This is a genomic window from Mesorhizobium sp. M2A.F.Ca.ET.042.01.1.1 (genome assembly GCF_003997405.1).
Classification (GTDB): Bacteria; Pseudomonadota; Alphaproteobacteria; order Rhizobiales; family Rhizobiaceae; genus Mesorhizobium.
Map to the genome: position 1 here is coordinate 1 of NZ_RZRX01000089.1, position 22,957 is coordinate 22,957.

The following is a 22,957-nucleotide window of genomic DNA, read 5'->3' on the forward strand; positions in this document are numbered from 1 at the left end:
CGTCGGCCTTTCGTCGGCGCTGCTCATGATGTCGAGCACGACGCGGGCCTGTTCCGAGCGCGAGCGGCGCAGGAGGCCGAGATGGGCGGCAATGACGCGCAAGCTGCGTTTCTCGTCAAGATCGATTTCAGCCACCAGCGCGCCGCGCGGCTCCAGTCCCGGCAGCTTGAGCTGGTGGACGTCGCGTACAGTGCCGCGCTTGAACAGCAGCACATTGCCGCGCCAGCCATGCCCCTTGCCGTTGCCCGAGACCGGCACCGGAACCAGTCCCGTCTCCAGTTCCAGGCGGGCGAGATCGAGCAGCCCGGCCCTGTCGCCGAAGCGGTTGTCGGCTTCCTGCAGGGCGATCACGTCGGGGCTCATTTCGCGGATGACGCGGGCCGTCCTGTCAGGGTCGAACCTGCGGTCCGTGCCGATGCATTTGTGGACATTGTAGGAGGCGACGACGATTTCAGTGTCGTTGACTCGCTTGCGCGGCGTCGCCTTCGCCTTGCGCGCGCTCCTGGCGCGGATCGACAGGAGCACGGTCTCCGGCAGGCTGCGTCCCTTGATGTCGTTTGTCTCCATAGTCCCGATGCTCGATTCCGTTCTAAAGATAGGGTGATCCCAGCCACAGCAAACGGTCGAAGACGCGGATTACGAATGGCCTTGCATTCAGCGTCTCCAGCGTCACCGGCTGGGCGGTCGAGATGGCAGCCGCAATGCGGGCGTCGATCTCGGCGGCGAAGTTCTTGTCCAGGACTTCCATGTCGATCTCGAAATTCAGCCTCAGCGAGCGCGCGTCCAGATTGGAGGAGCCGACATAGGCCCACACGCCGTCGATCGCCATCAGCTTGGAATGATCGAACGAGCCCTCGTGGCGCCAGACCCGGCAATAATGCTTCAAAACCTGGTCGAACTGCGCCGTCATCGCATGATCGACGAGGAAAAGGTTGTTCACTGCCGGCACGACGATGTCGATTTCGACGCCGCGGCGGCCAGCCGTGGTCAACGCGCTGATGAACTCCCGGTCCGGCAGGAAATAGGGCGACATGATGCGGATCGATTTGCGGGCGACCGAAAACGCTCCCATCAGCAGCTTCAGGTTGTTTTCGTTGGAGGCGTCCGGCCCGGTCGCCACCGCGCGCACCAGCACCGGCTGCCCGGGCGGCGGCGCGGCGCGCTCAACCTGCCACGGGCCGTCCTTCAGGGCCTCGTTGGCGGCAAAGCGCCAGTCCTCGGCGGCAACCGAGAACAGGTCGGCCACCACCGGCCCGGTGACCTCGAAATGGGTGTCGCGCGAACTGTCTGAACCGGCGAATTCGGCCGAGAATCCGTTGCGGATGTTCATGCCTCCCGTGAACGCCACCGCGCCGTCGACGATCAGGATCTTCCTGTGCGTCCTCAGATTGGCATAGGGAAGTCTCAGGCCCATGACGATGTTGCCGTTGAAGAGGTCGACGGTGACGTCGGCCTCCCTGAGTTGTTTCAGGATGCTCGGCACCGAATAGCGCACGCCGACGGCGTCGATCAGCACGCGCACGGTGACGCCGCGCTTGACGGCGTTGCCGAGCGACTGGACGAACAGCGCCCCGACGGCGTCATTATCGAAAATATAGGTCTCCAGGAGGACGCTTCTTTGCGCAGCGTCAATTGCCCCGCACATCGCCGTATAGGCCTCGTCGCCGGTCTTGAGCACGGCGATGGTGTTTCCGGAGGTCAGCGGACGCCGCGCTACCCTGTCGCCAAGCGTCTTCAACCCGGTGAAGCGCTGGCCGTATTCGGCGTTGATCAGGGCTTCCAGCGCGACATCGCGGTCGTGCCGGGCGGCGGCGGCCTCGGGTGAGACCGGCCGCATCGCGCTGATCGTCGCACGGCGGATGCGGTTGATGCCGGCAATGGCGTAGATGATCGCGCCGAGAAAGGGCGAGAGCAGCATCACGCCGACCCAGCCGGTGGCGGCGCGCACGTCCTCCTTGGTCATGATGGCGTGAACGATGCCGACCGCCGCCATCGCCAGCGAGAGGATCAGGATAAGCGTCGACCAGTGACTCGCAATCGCGTCAAGCATTGACCCGACTATGGAGCGAGCCGGGGCGGAAAGGCAATGCGGCGGGTTATTCCAGCGCTCATTCAGCCATCGGTCGAGATGGTTACGGCCCTCCAGGCTTCGATCTCCTGCTGCAGGCGTTCGATACGCTCGGACACGAGCCTGAGGGCGTCGCTGCCAAGCAGAAGCTGCGGCGGCGGAGCTTCGGATTCCACCAAAGCCAATACGGCCGTTGCGAGCTTGTCCGGATCGCCAAGCTGCTTGCCGCTTTTCGTCAGCCGGGCTTCCCGGATCGGGTCGAACAGCGCGTCATAATCCGCGATAGACCTTTCGGTCCGGACCATGGAACGTCCGGCCCAGTCCGTCCGGAAGGAACCGGGGCAGATGGCCGTAACGCGAACGCCAAACGGAACGCATCACCTCCGATATGCCCTGGAGCGCGAACTTGCTGCCGCAATAGTAAGCAATGCCCGGCATCGTGATCATGCCGCCCATCGAGGTGACATTGACGATGAAGCCACGGCGTCGCTCGCGGAACCTCGGAAGAAACGCCTTGGCGACCGCCACGGCGCCGAAGACGTTCACGTCGAACTGGCGCCGCATCTCTTCGAGCGGCGACTCTTCAAGCACCCCTTCGTGGCCATAGCCGGCATTGTTGATCAGGACATCGACGGGCCCGTGCTCTTTCTCCGCCTGCGCGACGACGTCCGGCACGCGGTCGAACTCCGTGACATCGCACATGACCGTCCGCATCGCGGGCAGGGATCTGCCGAGTGCCGCGCGTGACGTCTCGGACCGTACGGTGCCAATGACCATATGGCCCGTCTGGATGGCGGCGGAAGCGATGGCGAGGCCAAAGCCGGAATTGGCGCCGGTGATGAAGAAGGTCTTTTTCGCCATGGTCTGCGGTCCTTTGTTGATCGAGTGCGCGTTGGCAAATAGTATTGGGCGATGGGATCTTCGATTGCGTTTTCTATGAATGGCTTGCCAAATCCTATTGGATTCGACGCCGGACGAAGACGGGAACTGGTCGACCTGGCCGGAGCTCTCGGCGAACGCATTGGATACAACGCGACCGCGCTCGAGTGCGTACGGGTGCTCCGGACGGAGGCCGTGCTCCATGACGTCCCGGTGCTTTATGAACCGGGCGCGGTGTTCGTCCTGCAGGGAAGCAAGCGAGGCATCCTCGAACAGGAGGTCTACCTCTACGACGAAGAACACTATCTGGCGGTGTCGGTGCCGGTTCCGTTTCGAATGGAGTCGATGGCCAGCCCCGATCGTCCGCTGCTTGCCGTCTATGTTGAGTTTGACATGCGGCTGGCGGCCGAGATTGCAGGGCGGCTGGAGACGCATTCCGCAATGGGAAGCGACAGGCCGCAAAGTCTCATATCGAGCAGGATGGAGGCCGATATCGAGGATGTGCTGCTGCGCCTTTTGAAGGCGCTTCGCAACCCTGCCGAGACCGCCATTCTTGGATCAGGCCTGCTGCGCGAGCTGCATTACCGGGTGCTGATTGGCCCGCAAGGCGGCGCAATGGTCGCGGCCTTGCAGCAAAGGGGCAGGTCGGGAAGGATCGTGCGGAGCCTTGCATGGCTGCGGGAAAACTACAGCTGCGAAATCTCGGTTGCCAATCTGGCGAGAGAAGCAGGCATGAGCGTGCCTTCCTACCACGTCCATTTCAGGGAGATGACCGGAAGCAGCCCGATGCAGTACGTGAAAGCCATGCGGCTGCACGAGGCAAGACTGATGATCGCACGCAAGGGCACGATCGCTCAGGCCGCGGCTTCGGTTCGGCTATGCGAGCGCGGCTCAGTTCAGCCGTGACTTCAAGCGGCATTTTGGGCGCACGGCTTCTGAAGAGACGAACTGGGTCCGTCGCCATCTGGGCGAGCTTGCCTGGGCGGAGTAGTCCGCCATTGGCGCTCAGCCGGCTCCTCGGTCTATGGCTTCCTGAAGAAGCCCGACAGAATATTCGGACCCGCTTCTCCGGGCCGCAGCCTGATCCCGTCCTCGAAACAGTTCAGGGTCACGCAGTCGAAGCCGTTGTGCGCGAGCAGCGCCACCAGCGAGTCGCGGTCGAAGTGGTGCAGGTGCTCGTTGGGGAGGCGCATGCGCCAGGTCCGGAACCAAGCGTCGCCGTCGCCGATGGCGGCTGGCGTGAGCTGGGCGCCGACGGCGACGGCCAGATGCCGGGTCTGCAGGCGGGCGAGGAAACTGAGATCCGGGATGTGTTCGAGCACGTCGAACATGGCGACGAGATCCCACGAGCCGGCGAGCGCCTCCTCCCAATCGACAAAGCGGACACCTTGGGGCAGCGGAAACTCGGCGATGTCGCAGCCGGCGCAATCGGCGACGCCGGTAATCTTGGCGGCTTCGATGAATGTGCCGGTGCCATATCCGATCTCCAGCACCGAGCGCGGAATCTCGCCGGTGATCCCCAGCACCCAGCCAAGCCGCTGATAGCCGAGCTTGATGGTCCGGTCGCTCAGGTCCTCGTAGTAGGAGATGTATTTTTTGTCGTACTTGATCGGCGTGAAGTCGATCTGGTGGATCACGCCGAATTCGTCCGCCTCATAGTTATCCAGCATTCAGACGCCGCCTCCGCATCCGAATTCTCTACATGGCAGAGCTAAACGCAACGTAACGGGAACGCTGAGCGCTTGCGTCAAATCCCGTTGGTGCGCCTCGCCATCAGCCGCAGCCAAGGCGTCAGATGGAAGCCCGCCATCAACAGATACATCGGCGCCATACCGCTCAGCACCGAGGCGCCCGTCATGCACATCGTGTCGTGGTCGCCATAGGCAGCCGTCAGCAGCGCCATCATGGCGAAGGTTGGCGCCGCGGCGAAGCAGAGCCAGTCGGCGAGGCTGAAGCTGCTCGGGCGAGGGTTGTCGATGCTCATGACATTCACCTTCTGAAGCGGTCAGGTTTGCAGGGGTCAGAGAGACAAGGCTTGGCGAGATCGGCTTCGGCGGCGCGGGTCGCGCCGCCGGAGTTGCTTCACGCTCAGGCGCTCTTGTTGCGGAACGCCGCTTCGCCGGCATCCGAGACCTCGACCCATCTCTGGTCAGGCGCGGCGCCTTCTTCGTAATTGTCGTGCCAGTTCCACCATTTGTAGGTCTGGGTCTGCGGATAGCCCTCGGGCGAATCCTCCCACACCTCCTGACGGCCGAGCGGCGTGACGTCGAGATAGCTCCACACCGTGCCGAAGGCTTCGTCGCCGCGGTTGTTGACGAAATAGGTGCGGAAGATGTGCTTGCCGTCATGGATGAAGACGTTGTGGCCGTGCCATTGGTCGACGCCGAAATCCTTATCCCAGCTGTCGGTGATGGTGTACCAGGGCATTTTCCAGTCCATCTGTTGCTTCAACCGCTGGATGTCGGCCTGCGGCGCGCGCGAGGCATAGGCGAGCGTGGTGTCGCGGGCGTTGAGATGGGCGAGGTTGCCGACCATGTCGGCGCCGAGCGAGCAGCCGCGGCAGGCATGTTCGGGCCAGCCATAGACGCCCGGCTCGAAGAAGGCGCGGTAGATCACGAGCTGGCGGCGGCCTTCGAAGAGGTCGAGCAGGCTCGCCTTGCCGCTCGGGCCTTCGAACACATAGTCCTTGGTGACTTCCATCCACGGCATGCGGCGGCGTTCGGCGGCCAATGCGTCGCGGGCGCGGGTCATCGCCTTTTCCTTGACCAGCATTTCTTCATAGGCGCCTTCCCACGCTTCCTGCGAAACGACCGGCGGTGTCTTCATCTGTTGGGTCATTGCTCTTGTCCCGTTCTTGGGTTTGGTTGGGGGTGACGGGGACAGACATAGGCCGCATGGTTCGATGGTGAGAGTTACAAGTGTGACGCGATTTGATCCGGCGGGCCCTGAGGCGGCGGCATGGACTCGCTGATCAACGCCGCCGGGCGCGCGCTCGCCGCGGGCGATCCGCTCGGCGCCTTGAAGCGCGTCGCGCTGCGCGACGACGCGCCGGCGCTGGCGCTGCGCGGCATCGCGATGGCGCAGCTCGGCGATTTCGCCAAGGCCAAGGCGCTGCTGAAGGACGCCGTCCGCTCCTTCAGCCCGAAGGAGGCGGTCGCACGCGCGCGCTGCGTCGTCGCCGAGGCCGAGATCGCGTTGGTCTCGCGCGACCTCGGCTGGCCGGAGAAGGCCTTGCGGTCCGCACGCGCCACGCTTGCCGCGCATGGCGACCGGCTGAACGCCGCCTATGCCGGCAGCCTCGAGGCGCGCCGCCTCATCCTGATCGGCCGGCTCGATGAGGCCGAGCGCCTGCTTTCGGATTTCGATCCGGCGCCGCTGCCGCCGGTTGCGCGCGTCGCGCATGAACTGGCCGCGGCCGGCATCGCGGTCCGGCGCCTGAGGACAAAGGCGGCGCGCTCGGCCTTCGGCCGGGCATCGCTGGCCGCTTACGAAGCCAACATCCCGGCCTTGAAGGCCGAAGTCGAAGCGGCATCCCTGGTCTTGAACACGCCGGTCGGCCGGCTAATCGCGCGTGGCACAGAGAAGGAGCTGCTGCTCGACGAGGTCGAGGCCCTGCTGACCTCGGGCGCTCTCGTCGTCGATGCGTCGCGCAACGTCGTGCGCGAGGCCGATGCGGTCGTCTCGCTGGCGACACGGCCGGTGTTGTTTGCGCTGGCGCGCGCGCTTGCCGAGGCATGGCCGGCGGATGCCTCGCGTGAGATGCTGTTGAGACGCGCCTTTCGGGCGAGGCACGCGGATGAATCTCATCGCGCGCGGCTGAGGGTCGAGATGGGGCGGCTGCGCGCCGAGCTCGCTGGGTTGGCCGATATCAATGCGACCGCCGCCGGGTTTGCGCTGACGCCCCTCAAAGCCGCCGACGTCGTCGTGCTGGCGCCGCCTGTCGAGGAGGAACACGGCGCGGTGCTCGCTTTCCTGACCGACGGCGAGGCCTGGTCGAGCTCGGCGCTGGCGATCGCGCTCGGCGCCAGCGCGCGCACCGTGCAGCGGGCGCTGGAAGAGCTGTCGACGCAGAACAAGGTGCAGCCGGTCGGCCGGGGCCGGGCGCGCCGCTGGATGATGCCGCCGGTGACCGGATTCCCGACTGTGTTGTTACTCCCGGGGCCGCTGCCGACCGACTAGTCTGCGGTCATTGTTCGAATGGAGGCTGAAAATGAAACGAGCCGCTGCCGAGATCCTGCGCGAATATGGACCGTTCCCCGGCGTCGAGCGCGTCAATGGCGTCACCTATGACGGCCAAAATATCTGGTTCGCCAGTGGCGACAAGCTGAACGCGCTGGATCCGGAGAGCGGCGAGATCGTGCGTACGATCGATGTCGCCTCGCATGCCGGGACTGCCTTCGATGGCGAGTATCTCTACCAGATTGCCGAGGATCGCATCCACAAGGTCGACCCGAAGATCGGCAAGGTCGTCGCCACCATTCCTGCCCCCGGCAATGGCGGCGATTCAGGCATGGCCTGGGCCGAGGGCTCGCTCTGGGTCGGCGAATACCGGGCGCACAAGATTCACCAGATCGATCCTGAAACGGGCAGAGTGATCCGCACGATCGAATCGAAGCGCGTCGTCACGGGTGTCACCTGGGTCGATGGCGAGCTCTGGCATGCCACCTGGGAAGGCGAGGAGGGCGACCTGGTGCGCGTCGATCCCGACACGGGCGACGTGCTGCAGGAGCTGGCGATGCCCTCCGGCGTGTCGGGGCTGGAATCCGACGGCGGCGGCTGCTTCTTCTGCGGTGGCGGCAGCAGCGGCAAGATCAAAGCCGCGCGGCGTCCGGGACACGGTAGCAAGTAGCGGACCGGTGCAAAGGCGGCCGGTCAGGCCGCTTCGCGCGCCGGCCGCGTCATTGGCTTGGAGGCCTTCGCGGCGTTTGGCCCATCGACATGCGCCCAGGCCGGCCGCTCGAACAGGAAGGTGCCGAAGCCGATGCGCTTGACGATGAAATAGAGCACCACCGGGCTGATGACCGAGACAAGCAGCACAGCCAGGCTCAGCATGCCGGTGTCGGTCAGAAGGCCGCTCGCCAGCATGACACCGCGGAAGATCGACATCGGAATGGTGAAGGCGACATAGACGACCAGCGAATGCTCGCCGAGCCAGCGCAGCCACTCCATGGAAGCGAATTTCGACAGGAAGCCGCCGGCCACGCACAGCGCCACCGCGCCTGCGACGGCCAGCGTCAGATGCAGTGGCGGCCATGCCGCTAGGCCCATCTGCATGCCGACAGGTTGCACGGCATAGCCCGGCGAATAGACGAGCAGCCCGTTGACGAGCGCCCAGGCGAGCAGGCCCGCGACGGCGATCGCCGGACGAGCCTGTGTCCATTCGACCAGCCGAAATATCAGCGGCGCGAGCACGAAGCCGAGATAGAAGAACACGAAATAGGCCGCGAACTGCTCGAGCGCGTAGCTGTCGGGCTTCGGCGCCCACATTTGCAGCGCGGCGGCAGCCAAGATGACGATCCAGTGCGGCACGCGAAGCTCGCGCAGCACGCGGATCGCGATGCCGAAAACCGCCAGCATGTAGATGAACCACAAGACGCCATAGGGCTGGACGACGGCCATTGCCAGGTCGTGCAGCATGCCGGCGGGGTCGCGGCTGAAGATGCCGATCTTCAGCCCGATCGAGATGAGCGCCCACAGCACGTAGAAATAGAGATAGTGGACGACACGGCGGTCGACATAACGCCGCCACGGCCGGTCGATCACCTGCGACAGGAACAGGCCCGAGATCAGGAAGAATTCCGGCATGCGGAAGGGCGTCGCGAAGCCGATCACATAGTGCAGGAAGCCGACACCGCCGGTGTACTCGCCTGTGTTGTAGGCCGAATACATCATCACCACCAGGATGATGGAAAGGCCTTTTGCCGTGTCCACCCACGGCATGCGGTTGGGGCTGCTCATGCGCGATCTCGAGGAAAATTCAACTGCCGCAATTGTAGCGGACCGGCGAATGGCCCGCAGCAACAAGCTTACGATATCGTAAACGGAAACCTTGTTCGGGGCCTGCGTTAACCATCGCCTTACGGAGACTGGCCGGCGACATGCGTCTCGCGCATCGCCATCGCGACGATCGCGCCCGACAGGAATGTCAGCGCCGCGATGGCCCCGATCGCCGCGACGAAGCCGAAGAAATCGGCGATCAGGCCCGCGGTGAGGGCGCCAATTGCGTAGCCGAGGTCGCGCCAGAAGCGGTAGACGCTGAGCGAGCGCGCTCGCCACGACGGATGCGAGGCGTCCGAAACGGCCGCGATCAGGCTTGGATAGACCATCGCCGTGCCGAGGCCGAGCAGCAGGCTCGCCAGCAGCCACCAGCCGAATTCGCGCGTCATGGCGGTCAAGAGAAGCCCCGCCGCCTGCACCCACATGCCGGCGACGATCAGGCCCTTGCGGCCCCACCGGTCGCTGAGCGGCCCGGTCGCGACCTGCAGGACGCCCCACACCGCCGGATAGACGGCCTTGAGGATGCCGATGCGCTCGACGCCGAGCCCGTTGGCGACAAAGAAGAGCGGGAACAGCCCCCAGCTCATGCCGTCATTCAGATTGTTCACCAAGCCGGCCTGGGAGGCGGCGAACAGGTTACGGTCCCCGAACGAAGTCAGCATGAAGATCTCGCGGAAGCTGAGCGGAGAAGCCTGTTTTGGGTGGTCCGCCAGCTCCAGCCGCACATGCTCGCGCGTGTCGCGCACCAGCAGGATCGACAGCGTCGCACCCAGGATCGCGTAGACGACGCCGAGATAGATCGGCACCGGACGCAGCCCGTAGCGGCTGGCGAGATAGCCGGTGAGGAAGGACGTGACGCCGACGGCGAGGTAGCCGGCGAATTCGTTGAGGCCAACGGCCAACCCGCGCGATTTCGGTCCGACAAGATCGACCTTCATGATCACCGTCATCGACCAGGCGAAGCCCTGGTTAATGCCGAGCAATGCATTGGCGGCCACGATCCAGCCCCAGCTCGGCGCTGAGATGATGATGAAGGGCACCGGCAAGCCGAACAGCCAGCCCAGGACCAGCACGCGCTTGCGGCCCCATCTATCGGCAAGCTGGCCGGAGACGAGATTGGCGCAGGCCTTGACCACGCCGAAGCTGACGATGAAGGAGACGACCAGCGTGGTGGAAGCGACGCCGAATTCCTCCGCGCCGATCAGCGGCACGACGGTCCGCTCGATGCCGACCATGCCGCCGACGAAGGCGTTGATCAGCACCAGCAGCGAAAACTGCTTCCAGTTGGCCTTGAGGCCGAGCGCGACGGCGGTGGCGTTCACACGGGAAAACCGGCCTTTCTGAAGCCTGATGTGAAAAGCTCGAGAGCGACTGGGTCGGCGAACGGGAGACCTGAAATCAGCCGAACGGTTACGTCGTGTTTCCTCATCAGTGTTTCCTCGACTTCAGCGCGCGCCTTCTCCATCTCGCCTAAATGCGCGTAAGTCGCCGCGAGGAAGGCATGAGTGAAGAAATGGTCTCCGGCCCTCTGATACGAACCGACGGCTTCCGAGTAGCTTCCAAGCAGGAAGAGCGAACTGCCCTTCACCTCCCAGAACCATGTCGGAGGTAACGGGTCGCGCAGTAACGCGCTTTCGAGCACGTTGAGCGCCGTCTCGGCCCGTCCGCCATAATTGAGCCAGCTTGCGTAATCTCCTGCGATGTTCACGTCCAGCGGGTTCAGCGAGCGTGCTCGCTCGAAATGCATTCCCGCATCGCTGTGCTGGCGCATGTGCGTAAGCACCAGCCCCATGCTCTGGTGACAGACGCCGTCGCTCCTGTCGAGATCGAGCGCCGTTCGGGCCGAGTCCCAAGCCTTCTGTAGCGTCCTCGGATCGTTGTCATACCAGAATCTGCCAACGGCTGCCTGGGCGAGGAAGGCGTGGCCTTGAGCGAAGGTCGAATCGAGCTCGACGCACCGAACGAACAGCGGCTCGGACTTGTCCAGTTCATATCGATGGAAGAGCGCGCGCCCTTGCAGATAGTAGTCGTATGCATCCCAATCGGCTGGAGGCTTGCGCCTGGAGCGGCTTGCCGAGTCGGCCTCCGTTTGGCCTTCGACCATCGAGGCGATGAGAGCGGCAACCTCGTCTTGCAATGTGAAGATGTCGTTGAGGGCCCGATCGTACCGTTGGGCCCACAGGTGGGTGCCGGTGGCGGCGTCAATCAATTGTGTGGTGATGCGAATGCGATCGCCGAGCTTTCGTATGCTGCCTTCGACGAGGTAGCGAACCCCGAGTTTGCGACGGACTTCGGCGATGTCCGGTACCGGATGGCGAAACTGAAAAGACGAGTTGCGTGCGATGACGAGGAGGGAGCGAAATCTGGCCAGCTCCGTGATTATGTCCTCGGTTATGCCGTCACTGAGATATTGCTGGTCCTGGTCGCCGCCCAAATTGGCAAAAGGCAGCACCCCAATCGACGGTTTGCCGGATGCCGGCATCGGTTTGGAGGATGTGCTCGCCACCGGCTCAATCGTCCCGGTGAAGCGGTAGCCGACGCGAGGCACGGTGGCGATCCACTCGCCGCCGTTGTCAGCCGGACCAAGAACCTTTCTTAGTGTCGCGATCTGGACGGTAAGGTTGCCTTCCTCAACGGAGGTCCCCGGCCAGGCAGCGTCCATCAGCTCAGCCTTGGTCACGATTTCGCCGGGCCGTGCCGCAAGCGCGGCAAGCAACGTCAGCCCACGATGCCCAACGGCGATCGGGATACGCTCTTTAAGGAGCGTCCCGGTGTCGGGATCGAGTACGAACGGACCAAAAGCGATGCGAGTCCCCTGCATGTGGGCATATTAAGCGTTTCGACAGTTTTCGGGAAAGGGTTGGAGAACGGCTAAACCGCAGCCGAGGCTCGGTCGGACGTTCCGCGCCGCCTCGAGGACGGCATGCCGGAATGGAAAGCCGCCGGCCTGCCGGTGGCGGCGGCCGCCTGATGATGCGGCTGGTTGATTGACCCGGGCGCGCCGGCAGATCAACGTGCGATGGCCTGCGAAAGCTGATAGCATCCCTCGATGCTTTCTCCACGAGGCTGAGGGTCACAATGTCTGCGCGCTTTTATTCGCTCCTGCTAACGTTTCTCCTGATTGCGCCCAGCGCCTTCTCCGAGACGCTGAAGCTTCCGGACAATCTGACGGGGTTCAGTTCCCCCGCCGGAGAGAGCTTTCTTGCCGAAAGCATGGCGAAGGAAGCCTATTTCCCCCTCGCGAGCAACTTTCTCACGCAAAAGACGCAGGCCTATTGCGGCGTGGCCAGCATCGTCATGGTGCTGAATGCGCTCAACGTTCCGGCGCCCGCGGTGCCCGAATACGAACCTTACAAGACGTTCACGCAGGATAATGTCCTGAACGAGCGCACGGAAACCATTCTTCCTCGTCAGATCCTCGACAAGCAGGGAATGACGCTCGACCAGATCGGGGCCATTCTTTCCACCCAGCCTATCAAGGCTGAGGTCCGCCATGCTTCGGATGCCAGTCTCGAGCAGTTTCGCACCCAGGCCAGTTCGTTCCTTGCCAAGCCCGGGCACTTCGTCATCGTCAATTATCTGCGCAAGGCGATGGGCCAGGAGAAGGGCGGGCATATATCGCCGCTGGCCGCTTACGACGAGAAAGCGGACAGGTTCCTGATCCTCGATGTCGCCCGCTACAAATATCCGCCGGTATGGGTGACGACGGCCGACCTGTTCGGAGCGATGAACACGGTCGACAGCGACAATGAGAACAAAACCCGCGGATATGTGCTGATATCGTCGCCTTAGGGACAGTAGTTCAGCCGAACTTGCGGCTGATACTGCCCACAAGGGACATGCCTCTCATACCTTGCAGAAGTCGGCGGGGCGCATTCGTGCGTAGCCCGCCCTTGCAGGCGAGCCGCGCTAATCGTGCCGCCGTAAAATATCAGTCCTTGGCGCGCTCGACATACGAGCCGTCTGCGGTCATCACCACGATGCGCGTGCCGGCCGAGATGTGCGGCGGCACGGCGGTGCGCACGCCGTTGGAGAGCACGGCCGGCTTATAGGAGGAAGACGCCGTCTGGCCCTTGGTGACCGGCTCGGTCTCGACCACCTCGAAGGTGGCGCGCTGGGGCAGCGTCAGCGAGATCGGCACGCCGTTGAACTGGGCGAGCTGAACGGCCATGCCTTCCTGTAGATAGGGCGCGAAATCGCCGACCACGGCTTCCGAAGCCACGACCTGGTCGTAGCTTTCCGGGTTCATGAAGTGAAAACCCTCGCCGTCGGAATAGAGGAAGGTGTGCTCGCGCTCCTCGACATAGGCGCGCTCGACCATTTCGGTCGTGCGGTAGCGCTCCGACACCTTCACCCCGTCGCCGATACGGCGCATGTCGAGCTGCGTCACCGGCGTGCCCTTGCCAGGGTGGATGTTTTCGGCAAAGAGGATGACATAGAGCTTGCCGTCCTTATCGACGACGTTGCCTTTGCGTAAGGAGCTGGCGATGACCTTGACCACGATATTCGATCCCGTTCGAGTTTTTCGGCCTGCAAGCGTCGATTTCCGCGAAGCGGCGACGGCGGCCATCGCGTGCGCCCTAGCGCATCTTGCGCCGAACCGCCAGTCTTCCGTGCGATTTTCCTGCCCATGACCGGCGCTTCGCCCTGGTGGATGCCTGATATCCATGCCGACCGCCGGCCCCGGCTGATGGCGCGCAACGCAATTGCCGCCGCGCTTCGCGGCTGGTTCTCGACACGCGATTTCATCGAGGTGACGACCTCGGCGCTGCAGGTTTCGCCGGGCAACGAGGCGCATCTTTCCGCCTTCGCCACCGAGGCGATCGGACCCGACGCGTCGCGCCGGCCGCTCTATCTCCACACCTCGCCGGAATTCGCCTGCAAGAAGCTGCTTGCCGCCGGCGAGCAGCGCATCTTCAGCCTGGGCGCCGTCTGGCGCAACCGTGAGCGTGGGCCGCTGCATCATCCCGAATTCACCATGCTCGAATGGTACCGCGTCGGTGAAACTTACGAGCGTCTGATGGACGACTGCGCCGAATTCCTGGCGCTTGCCGCGGAGAGGGCCGGCTCCAGGCGTTTCCGTTTTCGCGGACGCGAGGCCGACCCCTTCGCCGAGCCGGAGCGGCTGAGCGTGGCGGAAGCCTTCAGGCGCCATGCCGGCATCGACCTTCTGGCGACCGTCGCGGCTGACGGGAGCACGGATCGCGACGGACTTCATGCCACGCTGGTCAAGGCTGGCCTGCGCACCGCGCCCGACGACAATTGGGCCGATCTGTTCAGCCGGGTGATGGTGGAGAAGATCGAACCGGCCCTGGGGCAGGGGCGGGCCACCATCCTTTACGGCTATCCGATTTCGGAAGCGGCACTTGCCCGCCCGAGCGCCGAGGATCCGCGCGTTGCCGAGCGCTTCGAGCTTTATTGCTGCGGCGTCGAGCTCGCTAACGCCTTCGGCGAGCTTACCGACCCGGCAGAGCAGCGCCGCCGCTTCCTCGCCGAGATGGATGAGAAAGAGCGCGTCTATGGCGAGCGCTATCCGCTGGACGAGGATTTCCTGGCGGCCTTGGCCATCATGCCGCAGGCAAGCGGCTCGGCGCTGGGCTTCGACCGGCTGGTGATGCTGGCGACTGGGGCAACGAGGATCGAGGACGTGATCTGGGCGCCGGTGACCGGATAGCACGCCCGTTTCGGCCCTGCGCATCCCACACGAACCACCGCGATTGCCTTGAGATTGCCGCATCCGCCATTGCACTAGCGTGGATGGAACAATAGATGGTGCGACAGCTGGCGCTTCGGCATGCACAAGACGATGCGACAGGTGCCGCAGGGCGTGACAAAGTGCATGGCCCTGACAGATTGCATGAACAAACGGGAACAACCTTATGACCAACCGGCTCGACGCAGCGAAATTGACCGATCGCGTGACGGCGCTCGTCGAGGCCGCCAGGCGTGCCGGCGCCGACGCGGCCGACGCGGTGGCGGTGCGCGGCCGCTCTGCCGGCGTGTCGGTGCGGCTGGGCAAGGTCGAGGGCACCGAATCGTCGGAGAGCGAGGATATGTCGCTGCGCGTCTTCGTCGGCCAACGCGTGGCGAGCGTCTCGGCGACCGCCGCTTCCGATCCGAAATCGCTTGCCGAGCGGGCCGTCGCCATGGCCAAAGTCTCGCCCGAGGATCCGTTCCAGAGCCTCGCCGATCCCGCGTTGCTCGCCCGCAATTTGCGCGACCTCGACCTTTTCGATTCGACCGAGGTACCGGCCGACCAGTTGAAGGAGGCGGCCCTTGCCGCCGAAGCGGCCGCATTGGCCGTCAAGGGCGTCACCAATTCCTCCGGTAGCAGCGCTAGCGCCGGACTGGGCGGCCTCGTGCTCGCCACCTCGCATGGCTTTGTCGGCCAGTATGTCGCCTCGCGTTTCTCGCGCTCGACCAGCGTCATAGCCGGGGAGGGCACGGCTATGGAGCGCGACTATGAATTCTCCTCGCGCCAGCATTTCGCCGATCTCGACGCGCCGGAAGAGATCGGCCGCAAGGCCGGCGAACGCGCCGTGCGCCGCCTCGGCGCCCGCAAGGCGGCGACCGGCCCGGTCGATGTGGTGTTCGATCCGCGCGTGGCGCGCGGCATCGCCGGCCATCTCGCCGGCGCCATCAACGGCGCGGCGGTCGCCCGCAAGACCAGCTTCCTGCGCGACATGATGGGCAAGCAAGTGGCCTCGGCCGCGATCACCGTCACCGACGAGCCTTTGCGCCGGCGCGGACAGGCCTCGCGCCCGTTCGACGGCGAAGGCGTCGAGGGCGGGAAGCTGCTGATGGTCGAGAAGGGCATCTTGAACCACTGGTTCCTGTCGACCTCGGCCGCGCGCGAGCTCGGTCTCGTCACAAATGGACGCGGCTCGCGCAGCGGCTCGTCGGTCTCGCCGTCCTCGACCAATCTCGCCATCGAGCCCGGTGAGCGTTCGCCGGACGACTTGATCGCGTCGCTGAAGCGCGGCTTTTACGTCACCGAGGTGTTCGGCCAGGGCGTCGACATGGTGACCGGAGAATACAGCCGCGGCGCCTCCGGCTACTGGATCGAGAACGGCGCGCTGGCCTATCCGGTGGCCGAGGTGACGATCGCCTCCAACCTGAAGACCATGTTCCTCAACATGGTGCCGGCGAGCGACCTCGACCGCAATTTCGGCACGGCTGCCCCGACGCTCCTGATCGAAGGGATGACCCTTGCCGGCGCTTGACCAACTGACATCGAGCGAGGCTGGCGACGACCTTGCATTGCTGCGCGAAGCCGCCCGCGAAGCCGGCACCATCGCCATGGGCTATTTCGGCAACAACCCGCAGGTGTGGATGAAGGGCGGCACCTCGCCGGTGAGCGAGGCCGACCATGCGGCGGACGCCTATCTTCGCGAGACCTTGCTCAAGGCGCGTCCGGATTATGGCTGGCTGTCGGAAGAGACCGCCGATGACCACGCCAGGCTGTCGGCCCGCCGCACCTTCGTCGTCGACCCGATCGATGGCACGCGCGGCTTTCTCGACGGCCTGCATTCCTGGTGCGTCAGCGTCGCCGTGGTCGAGGACGGCCGCTCGCTGGCCGGCGTGCTCGAATGCCCGGCCAAGCATGAGACTTACTGGGCCCTGCCGGGCGAGGGCGCCTATCTCAACGACAAGCGCATCCATGTGCGTCCGCTGGGTGAGAGCGTCGATATCGGTGGACCCAAGCCGCTGGTCGACCTGATGCCGGAAACCTGGCACGACAGGCTGCGGCGGGCCGCCTACATCCCCTCGCTTGCCTATAGGCTGGCGATGATCGCCGCCGGCAAGCTCGATGCGACCTTCGTCAAGCCGAATGCGCATGACTGGGACATCGCCGCCGCCGATCTCATCCTCGCCGAGGCTGGCGGCGCACTGCTTGATCGCGCCGGCAAGCCGCCGCGCTATGCCGGCGAGGTGATCAATCACGGCGCGCTCGCGGCCGGCAGCGGCGAACTGCTTGGCGTGCTCGCCGGTGTAATTGCCCGCATTGACCAAGGGTGAGTCGGCCCACAGTTCCAAAATCGTCTGCTTTGGGCTAAACGTTTCACAAAATTCATGAATCTGCGAAGGATCGGCATGGCCGTGGAAGACGGAAAGAAACAGCTTTTGCACCTGGTTTTCGGTGGAGAGCTGAAAAAGCTGGGTGGAACCGAGTTTCGTGACCTGGACGCGCTCGACATCGTCGGAATCTACCCCGACTATCAATCGGCGCACACTGCGTGGAAAGCGAAGGCGCAAGCCAGTGTCGACAATGCCCATATGCGTTATTTCGTTGTTCATCTGCACCGTCTGCTCGATCCAGAAACAAAGGTCGGCGGTTGACGTCGATGGAGCATGAAGCGGTGAAAGGCGCGACCAGGCGGCGCGCTGCCAGACGCGGCGGAACGCGTACGCTGTGGCGGCGCATCCGCGAGCCGTTGGCGCAGTCGAGTTTCGTCAAGAATTTCATCGCCAGCCTGTTCGCCTGGTTCCTGCGGCTGATTCGCCTCACCAGCCCGCTTGTCGAAGGCTCGACGAAGGTTGCCGGCGGCGCTTATGCGCATCTTGAGCCCGGCATCATCGCGCTCTGGCACGGCCAGCAACTCCTGACCCCTGCCTATTACCCCAAGGGCCGGCCGCTGGTCGCCATGGTCTCCCGCAGCGCCGACGCCGAGCTCCAGGCACTGATGCTCGAGAAATTCGGCATCGAGGCGGTGCGCGGTTCCGGCGGCCGCAACAGTTCGAACCACCTCGACAAGGGCGGCGCCAAGGCCTTGATCGCGCTCAAGAGGTCGCTCGTGATCGGCAAGAACGTCGCCATGATCGCCGATATTCCGAACGGCAAGCCGCGCGAGGCCGGGCTTGGCATCGTTCTTCTGGCAAGGCTTTCCGGCCGGCCGATCCTGCCTTCGGCCATCGCCACCAGTCGCCGCAAGGTGCTTGAGAAGAGCTGGGACAAGACCACCATCAACCTGCCTTTCGGGCGCTCCGCGGTCATCGTGGGCCCCCCGGTCTTCGTGCCGGCCGATGCCGACGATGCCGAGATGGAGCGCAAGCGCCAGGAGGTCACCGCCTCCCTCAACGCCGCGACGGCCGAGGCCTATCGCCTCGTGGGTGGCGGCAAATGAGCGAGCGCTGGGCGCGTGCGGCTCTGACCGCCTACCGCTATGCGGGGGCGGCCGCCTATCCGCTGATCGGTCCTTATGTCGCCTGGCGCGCCTCGCGCGGCAAGGAGGATCGCGCCCGGCGCCGCGAGCGCTATGGCGTCGCCGGCCGGCCCCGGCCGGAAGGGCCGGTGATCTGGATCCATGCGGCAAGCGTCGGCGAGACCATCGCGGTGGTGCCGCTGGTCGAGAGCATCCTCGACTACGGCGTCAACGTCGTCCTGACCACCGGCACCGTGACTTCGGCCAAGGTCGCCGACGAGCGCCTCGGCAGCCGCATCATCCACCAATATGTGCCGCTCGATCTCAAGCCCGCGGTAAGCCGTTTCCTCGATCACTGGCGGCCGGAACTGGCGATCATCGCCGAATCGGAAATCTGGCCGATGACCATCCTGGAACTCGGCGCCCGCAACGTGCCGCAGGTTCTGGTCAACGGCCGGCTGTCGGACCGCTCCTTCACCTCGTGGAAGAAGCGCGCAAGCGTTGCCGAGGCGCTGTTCGAGAATCTCGCCCATGTCATCGCCCAATCGGATGTCGACGGCGAGCGGTTCCGCGCGCTCGGCGCCCGCCCGGTCACAGTTTCCGGCAATCTCAAGGTCGACACCAACCCGCCGCCGGTTGACGAGCGGGCGCTGGCCACTCTGCAGCGCCAGATAGGCGATCGCCCGACCTGGGCGGCGATCTCGACCCATGACGGCGAAGAGGTCGTGGCCGCCGAGGTCCATGCCAGCCTGCACAGGCGCCATCATGGGCTTTTGACCATCATCGTGCCGCGTCATCCCGACCGCGCCGACGCGCTTGCCGCGCAGATTTCCGGCATGGGCCTGACTGTGGCAAGGCGCAGCAAGGGTGACCGCATCTCGCCTGATACCGATATCCTTCTGGGCGACACGATCGGTGAGATGGGGCTTTACCTGAGGCTGACCGAGATCGCTTTCGTCGGCCGTTCGCTGACCTCGCAAGGCGGCCAGAACCCGCTCGAGCCGGCGATGCTCGAAACCGCGGTGCTTGCCGGCCGCAACGTCCAGAATTTCCGCGAGGCCTATCAGCGCCTGCTCGACAGCGGCGGCGCCAAGCTTGTGCGCGACCGCGACATGCTGACCGGCGCGGTCAATTTCCTTCTGACCAACGAAGTGGCGCGCCACGAAATGATCGCGGCGGGTGCTGCCACCGTCGACGAGATGCGCGGCGCGCTTGCCCGCACGCTGAAATCTCTGGAGCCCTATATTCAGCCGCTGGTCGTCAAGGCGCGCCTGAAAGGCGCCAACGGTCGATGAGATGACCAGCGAGGCGCCGCCCTTCTGGTGGGAAAAGCCGGACTGGCGCGTGCTCGCTCTGTCGCCGGTGTCGGCTGCTTACGGCATGATTGCCGGCCGCCGCATGCGGCATGCGCCGCGCGAGAAAGTCGACGCGCCGGTGCTGTGCGTGGGCAATCTGACCGTCGGCGGCAGCGGCAAGACCCCGGTCGCCATTGCCCTGGCCAAACAAGCCAGGCGCATGCAGCTCACGCCCGGCTTCCTGTCGCGCGGCCATGGCGGTTCGTTCGCCAAGCCGCATGTCGTCGATGCGCATCACGACGCCGCCAAGCATGTCGGGGACGAGCCGCTGCTTCTGGCCGAACATGCGCCGGTGGCGGTGACGGCAAACCGCGCCGCCGGCGCAAAGCTGCTCATCGAGGGACATGGCTGCGATTTTCTGATCATGGATGACGGCTTCCAGTCGGCGCGCATCCATATCGACTATGCGCTGGTCGTGGTCGACGCCCGCTTCGGCGTCGGCAACGGCCGCGTCATTCCGGGCGGACCGCTCCGCGCCAAGATCGTCGACCAGCTGGTCTTCACCAGCGGCCTGCTGAAGATGGGCGAGGGCGCCGCCGCCGACGGCGTCGTGCGCCAGGCGGCGCGCGCCGGCCGGCCGATCTTCCTGGCGCATGTCGAGCCGGCGGATCCGTCACGCTTCGCCGGCGGCCGCTTCCTGGCCTTCGCCGGCATCGGCCATCCGGAGAAATTCTTCGACACGGTGCGCGGCGCGGGCGGTGAAGTCGCGCTTTCGCGCGCCTTTCCGGACCATCATTTCTACGCCCAGGACGAGCTTGCCGACCTTCTGGCGCTCGCCCGGCAGGAGGGGCTGCGCCTGGTCACCACGGCGAAGGACGCCGCGCGGCTGCGCCACGGCGAGGTGCCCGCCGGTTTCCTCGATCAACTGAACGTGCTCGATATCGAGGCCGTGTTCGAGCTCGATCGCGTGCCCGAACGCATCATCGGCGAGACGCTCGATGCCTGGCGTCAGCGCAAGATGCGGGGTTGAGTTTTGCGTCGCGCCTGGTTGATCCGATGCCCTGCCGTCAGTTGATAAGCCCACGGAAATAGCGGACCGTCTCGCCAAGCCCGTCTTCGAGGGCAACACGAGGGGACCAGTCCAACGCCGAACGCGCCAGGCCTATATCGGGCTGGCGCTGTTGGGGATCGTCTTCGGGGAGGGGCTTGAACTCGATCTTCGACTTGCCGCCGACGATGCCCAACACCAGTTCGGCCAGCTCGAGGATCGTGACTTCCGTCGGGTTTCCGATGTTGACGGGCCCGACGAGATCGTCGGGCGTCGCCATCATCCGGGCCATCCCATCCACCAGGTCGTCGACATAGCAGAAACTGCGGGTGTGGCTTCCGTCGCCGTAGATGGTTATGGGGTCGTTGCGCAATGCCTGAACGATGAAATTGCTGACCACGCGCCCATCCGAAGGGTGCATGCGAGGTCCATATGTATTGAAGATGCGCACCACCTTGATCGGCAGTTGCGACCGGCGCCGATAGTCGAAGAACAGCGCTTCGGCGCATCTTTTGCCTTCATCGTAGCAACTGCGCGGGCCAATCGGGTTGACATGGCCCCAATAGGCCTCGGTCTGGGGATGGACTTGCGGATCGCCATAGACCTCGGACGTCGACGCCTGAAGGATTCTGGCGCCCGAAGCGCATGCAAGGTCGAGCATGTTGATGGCGCCATAGACGCAAGCCTTTGTCGTCTCGATCGGAATGCGCTGGTAGTGAACAGGCGAGGCGGGGCAAGCGAGATTGAAGATCTCATCGGCCTCGGCCTGAAGCGGCACGGTGACGTCGTGTCTCAGCAGGCTGAACCGTGCATTGTTTGACAGGTGACGGATGTTCTCATCCGAACCAGTCGAGAAATTGTCGAGACATATTACTTCATGGCCGCTTGCCAGCAACAGGTCGCATAGATGCGAACCAATAAAGCCGGCACCGCCGGTCACCAGAGCCTTCACGGCAAATCCCCCATACCCACGGCATTGTCTATAACCGCAGAGTCACGAACCTGTCACGTGCGTTGGAAGAAGGGTTTTTCGTCGCGCCGATCGATTGTTGCCGGCACTCGGCCAGGAACCTGTATGGGCTGGCCTCCCGGGTCAATGGCGCTGGCCGTGAAGCCGCGACAGGCCAAGTTGCAGGTTGCCTCAGCGCTGACGCTGCATCGCCTCGAGGATGGCCTCGTCGCGCTCGACATTGAGCTTGCTTTCGAAGTCGAAATGCCAATCCCTGTCGCGCGGCGTGGAAGTCGAGGCGTCGCCGCGCCGGATCTTCTGGTCCAGATCGGCGAGCGATCGCGACCAATAGTGATTGATCCTCAATATATCGAGCTTGGGAGGCATACCGGGCACGATGGTCCGTCGATCAGTGTCCACCCCTTCACCGGACAGGAATTTCGACTGATGGACGCCAGGCCTGTAGACCATGCGAGGGTTGAGGATAGTCTTGACCGTCGTGATGTCCGGCCCGGCTCGCATCGTAAAGGCCTCGACCAGTGGACTTTCCGGCCGCTCGACATGGCCGGAAGAGCCATAGAACGCCTGCCAGACGCAAACGCCCGGAAGGTCGCGATAGTCCCTGAGAACCGAGGGCACGTCACGTCCGTCGGGCGCGAAAAGAAACTCATCGATGTCGAAGAATCCGATCCACAATGCTTCACGCCAGCGCCTGCGGATGCAGTCCCTATAAGCCGACAGCTGTCCCACCGGCCGCGGCCAGTCGACCAGCGTAACCAGCCCTTGCTGGATGAACGGGTCCAATACGGCTTTGAAGTCGTCGGTCGAGAAGTTGTTGTAGAGATAGAAATGCTCAAATCCCACACCCTGGTGGAACCTGATCCATTCGGCCAGAAACGGCGCTTCTTCACGGAAGATGGCGCAGGCCGCCAGCTTGAACCGTGGGGCTTTCGATACCGCCCGATCGCGCATTCTCGCACGCATGATAAGCGGCATGCGAAGAAAGGTCTTGAGAGACTTCTTGAAGTTTTTCAATTCGGTAGCCTAAGGCGCAATCGAGGTGACTATCACGGCGTCGTGGGCTCGCCCGGCCTATCACCGTTTGCGCAGTTCCGGGTGCATCTCGATCTCGCGGGCGAGCGAGACCGCCGCGTTCACATAGGGCTCCTGCCGGGCGACGCTCCAATATTTGAGTTCGTCGAGCGGAATGTTCTCGCCCGTCACCGCGCAGCGCACGAACGAGCCCGGACTGGTGACCTGGAAGTCGCCGTCGAGATAGCGGATCCGGGCTTCCCTGCCGCCCGGGCCTTCGAAACGGTTCATCATGAAAGGACGCTTGCGTTCATCTGGGTTTCAATCGCCACAAATCGCAAGCAACGTCAAGCTTGACGCAATGCTCATCCGGTATGGCTGAGCGTCAAAATAGTTTCCGGAAGCCGGCATGGACATCACCTCGACCCGCTTGAACGCACCTATCGGTGAAGCGCTTACCCCGCAGCCGGTGCCGTCGCCCAAGGCCGATCCTGCGGTGGCGGCTTTGATCAAGACGCTGGTCCAGCCGCCGGCGCCGTCGACGGG

22 protein-coding genes and 2 pseudogenes are annotated in these 22,957 nt (G+C 64.2%); 11 read left to right on the forward strand and 13 right to left on the reverse strand.

Annotation, left to right across the window (positions count from 1 at the left end):
- The 3 genes and pseudogenes from EOA23_RS15565 to EOA23_RS15575 form a co-directional block, all read right to left on the reverse strand.
- The coding region (locus EOA23_RS15565) for an endonuclease/exonuclease/phosphatase family protein (protein WP_127304773.1) at positions 1–567 on the reverse strand (567 nt) is incomplete at its 3' end.
- Between the two features lie 22 nt (positions 568–589).
- Complete coding sequence (locus tag EOA23_RS15570; protein ID WP_127304774.1) at positions 590–2,050, reverse strand: phospholipase D-like domain-containing protein; 1,461 nt, start codon at positions 2,048–2,050, stop codon at positions 590–592.
- 62 nt (positions 2,051–2,112) lie between these two features.
- Positions 2,113–2,929 (reverse strand): annotated as a pseudogene (locus tag EOA23_RS15575) (oxidoreductase).
- Positions 2,930–3,004: 75 nt separating this feature from the next.
- Between EOA23_RS15575 and EOA23_RS15580 the strand changes: the two are divergent.
- A pseudogene (locus EOA23_RS15580) lies at positions 3,005–3,938 on the forward strand (AraC family transcriptional regulator).
- Positions 3,939–3,969: 31 nt separating this feature from the next.
- On the opposite strand, the gene EOA23_RS15585 reads toward EOA23_RS15580, so the two are convergent.
- The 3 genes from EOA23_RS15585 to EOA23_RS15595 all read right to left on the reverse strand — a co-directional run bounded on the left by EOA23_RS15585 (position 3,970) and on the right by EOA23_RS15595 (position 5,785).
- Complete coding sequence (locus tag EOA23_RS15585; RefSeq protein ID WP_245474179.1) at positions 3,970–4,584, reverse strand: class I SAM-dependent methyltransferase; 615 nt, start codon at positions 4,582–4,584, stop codon at positions 3,970–3,972.
- 110 nt (positions 4,585–4,694) lie between these two features.
- Positions 4,695–4,931 carry a hypothetical protein gene (locus tag EOA23_RS15590; protein ID WP_127304776.1) on the reverse strand — a complete coding sequence of 79 codons (237 nt, stop codon included), beginning with the start codon at positions 4,929–4,931 and terminating at the stop codon, positions 4,695–4,697.
- Positions 4,932–5,035: 104 nt separating this feature from the next.
- On the reverse strand, positions 5,036–5,785 hold the full coding sequence (locus tag EOA23_RS15595; RefSeq protein ID WP_127304777.1) for a DUF899 family protein: 750 nt from the start codon (positions 5,783–5,785) through the stop codon (positions 5,036–5,038).
- Between the two features lie 120 nt (positions 5,786–5,905).
- Between EOA23_RS15595 and EOA23_RS15600 the strand changes: the two genes are divergently transcribed.
- Together EOA23_RS15600 and EOA23_RS15605 are read left to right on the forward strand one after the other, a co-directional pair.
- Positions 5,906–7,126 carry a helix-turn-helix domain-containing protein gene (locus EOA23_RS15600; protein WP_127304778.1) on the forward strand — a complete coding sequence of 407 codons (1,221 nt, stop codon included), beginning with the start codon at positions 5,906–5,908 and terminating at the stop codon, positions 7,124–7,126.
- Positions 7,127–7,157: 31 nt separating this feature from the next.
- Positions 7,158–7,796, forward strand: a complete 639-nt coding sequence (locus EOA23_RS15605) for a DUF5074 domain-containing protein (protein ID WP_127304779.1) — start codon at positions 7,158–7,160, stop codon at positions 7,794–7,796.
- Between the two features lie 23 nt (positions 7,797–7,819).
- On the opposite strand, the gene EOA23_RS15610 is transcribed toward EOA23_RS15605, so the two are convergent.
- The 3 genes from EOA23_RS15610 to EOA23_RS15620 all read right to left on the reverse strand — a co-directional run bounded on the left by EOA23_RS15610 (position 7,820) and on the right by EOA23_RS15620 (position 11,765).
- Positions 7,820–8,905 (reverse strand): acyltransferase family protein, encoded by a 1,086-nt coding sequence (locus EOA23_RS15610; RefSeq protein WP_127304780.1) that lies wholly within the window; start codon positions 8,903–8,905, stop codon positions 7,820–7,822.
- 119 nt (positions 8,906–9,024) lie between these two features.
- Complete coding sequence (locus EOA23_RS15615; RefSeq protein ID WP_127304781.1) at positions 9,025–10,266, reverse strand: MFS transporter; 1,242 nt, start codon at positions 10,264–10,266, stop codon at positions 9,025–9,027.
- The gene (locus EOA23_RS15620; RefSeq protein ID WP_127304782.1) at positions 10,263–11,765 is read right to left on the reverse strand and encodes a winged helix-turn-helix domain-containing protein; all 1,503 of its coding nucleotides are present in this window, start codon (positions 11,763–11,765) and stop codon (positions 10,263–10,265) included. Before EOA23_RS15620 ends, EOA23_RS15615 begins: the two co-directional genes overlap by 4 nt.
- Positions 11,766–12,022: 257 nt before the next feature.
- On the opposite strand from EOA23_RS15620, the gene EOA23_RS15625 reads away from it, so the two are divergent.
- A complete protein-coding gene (locus EOA23_RS15625; protein ID WP_127304783.1) occupies positions 12,023–12,736 on the forward strand; it encodes a phytochelatin synthase family protein in 714 nt (237 codons plus the stop codon).
- Positions 12,737–12,875: 139 nt separating this feature from the next.
- On the opposite strand, the gene efp is transcribed toward EOA23_RS15625, so the two are convergent.
- On the reverse strand, positions 12,876–13,445 hold the full coding sequence (gene efp, locus EOA23_RS15630) for an elongation factor P (protein ID WP_042646394.1): 570 nt from the start codon (positions 13,443–13,445) through the stop codon (positions 12,876–12,878).
- Between the two features lie 129 nt (positions 13,446–13,574).
- Here efp and epmA point away from each other — a divergent pair, with 129 nt between their 5' ends.
- From epmA to lpxK, 7 genes are all read left to right on the forward strand, one after another.
- A complete protein-coding gene (gene epmA, locus EOA23_RS15635; protein WP_127304784.1) occupies positions 13,575–14,618 on the forward strand; it encodes an EF-P lysine aminoacylase EpmA in 1,044 nt (347 codons plus the stop codon).
- Between the two features lie 205 nt (positions 14,619–14,823).
- A complete protein-coding gene (locus EOA23_RS15640; protein WP_127304785.1) occupies positions 14,824–16,167 on the forward strand; it encodes a TldD/PmbA family protein in 1,344 nt (447 codons plus the stop codon).
- Positions 16,154–16,963, forward strand: coding sequence for a 3'(2'),5'-bisphosphate nucleotidase CysQ (locus EOA23_RS15645; protein WP_127304786.1), 810 nt, complete (start codon positions 16,154–16,156; stop codon positions 16,961–16,963). The genes EOA23_RS15640 and EOA23_RS15645 overlap by 14 nt, the downstream gene beginning before the upstream one ends.
- A gap of 75 nt (positions 16,964–17,038) precedes the next feature.
- The gene (locus EOA23_RS15650; RefSeq protein ID WP_042646392.1) at positions 17,039–17,284 is read left to right on the forward strand and encodes a DUF4170 domain-containing protein; all 246 of its coding nucleotides are present in this window, start codon (positions 17,039–17,041) and stop codon (positions 17,282–17,284) included.
- 5 nt (positions 17,285–17,289) lie between these two features.
- Positions 17,290–18,069: a lysophospholipid acyltransferase family protein gene (locus EOA23_RS15655; RefSeq protein WP_127304787.1), complete on the forward strand. Its 780-nt coding sequence runs from the start codon at positions 17,290–17,292 to the stop codon at positions 18,067–18,069.
- The gene (waaA, locus tag EOA23_RS15660) at positions 18,066–19,382 is read left to right on the forward strand and encodes a lipid IV(A) 3-deoxy-D-manno-octulosonic acid transferase (protein ID WP_127304788.1); all 1,317 of its coding nucleotides are present in this window, start codon (positions 18,066–18,068) and stop codon (positions 19,380–19,382) included. The genes EOA23_RS15655 and waaA overlap by 4 nt, the downstream gene beginning before the upstream one ends.
- 1 nt (position 19,383) lies before the next feature.
- Complete coding sequence (gene lpxK, locus EOA23_RS15665) at positions 19,384–20,412, forward strand: tetraacyldisaccharide 4'-kinase (RefSeq protein WP_127304789.1); 1,029 nt, start codon at positions 19,384–19,386, stop codon at positions 20,410–20,412.
- A 37-nt stretch (positions 20,413–20,449) separates the two neighbouring features.
- Here the strand turns inward: lpxK and EOA23_RS15670 are convergent, their stop codons facing one another.
- From EOA23_RS15670 to EOA23_RS15680, 3 genes are all read right to left on the reverse strand, one after another.
- Positions 20,450–21,382, reverse strand: a complete 933-nt coding sequence (locus EOA23_RS15670; protein WP_127304790.1) for a UDP-glucuronic acid decarboxylase family protein — start codon at positions 21,380–21,382, stop codon at positions 20,450–20,452.
- 189 nt (positions 21,383–21,571) lie between these two features.
- The gene (locus tag EOA23_RS15675; protein WP_245474181.1) at positions 21,572–22,351 is read right to left on the reverse strand and encodes a glycosyltransferase family 92 protein; all 780 of its coding nucleotides are present in this window, start codon (positions 22,349–22,351) and stop codon (positions 21,572–21,574) included.
- Between the two features lie 123 nt (positions 22,352–22,474).
- On the reverse strand, positions 22,475–22,705 hold the full coding sequence (locus EOA23_RS15680) for a DUF2093 domain-containing protein (protein ID WP_126061281.1): 231 nt from the start codon (positions 22,703–22,705) through the stop codon (positions 22,475–22,477).
- Between the last annotated feature and the right edge of the window lie 252 nt (positions 22,706–22,957).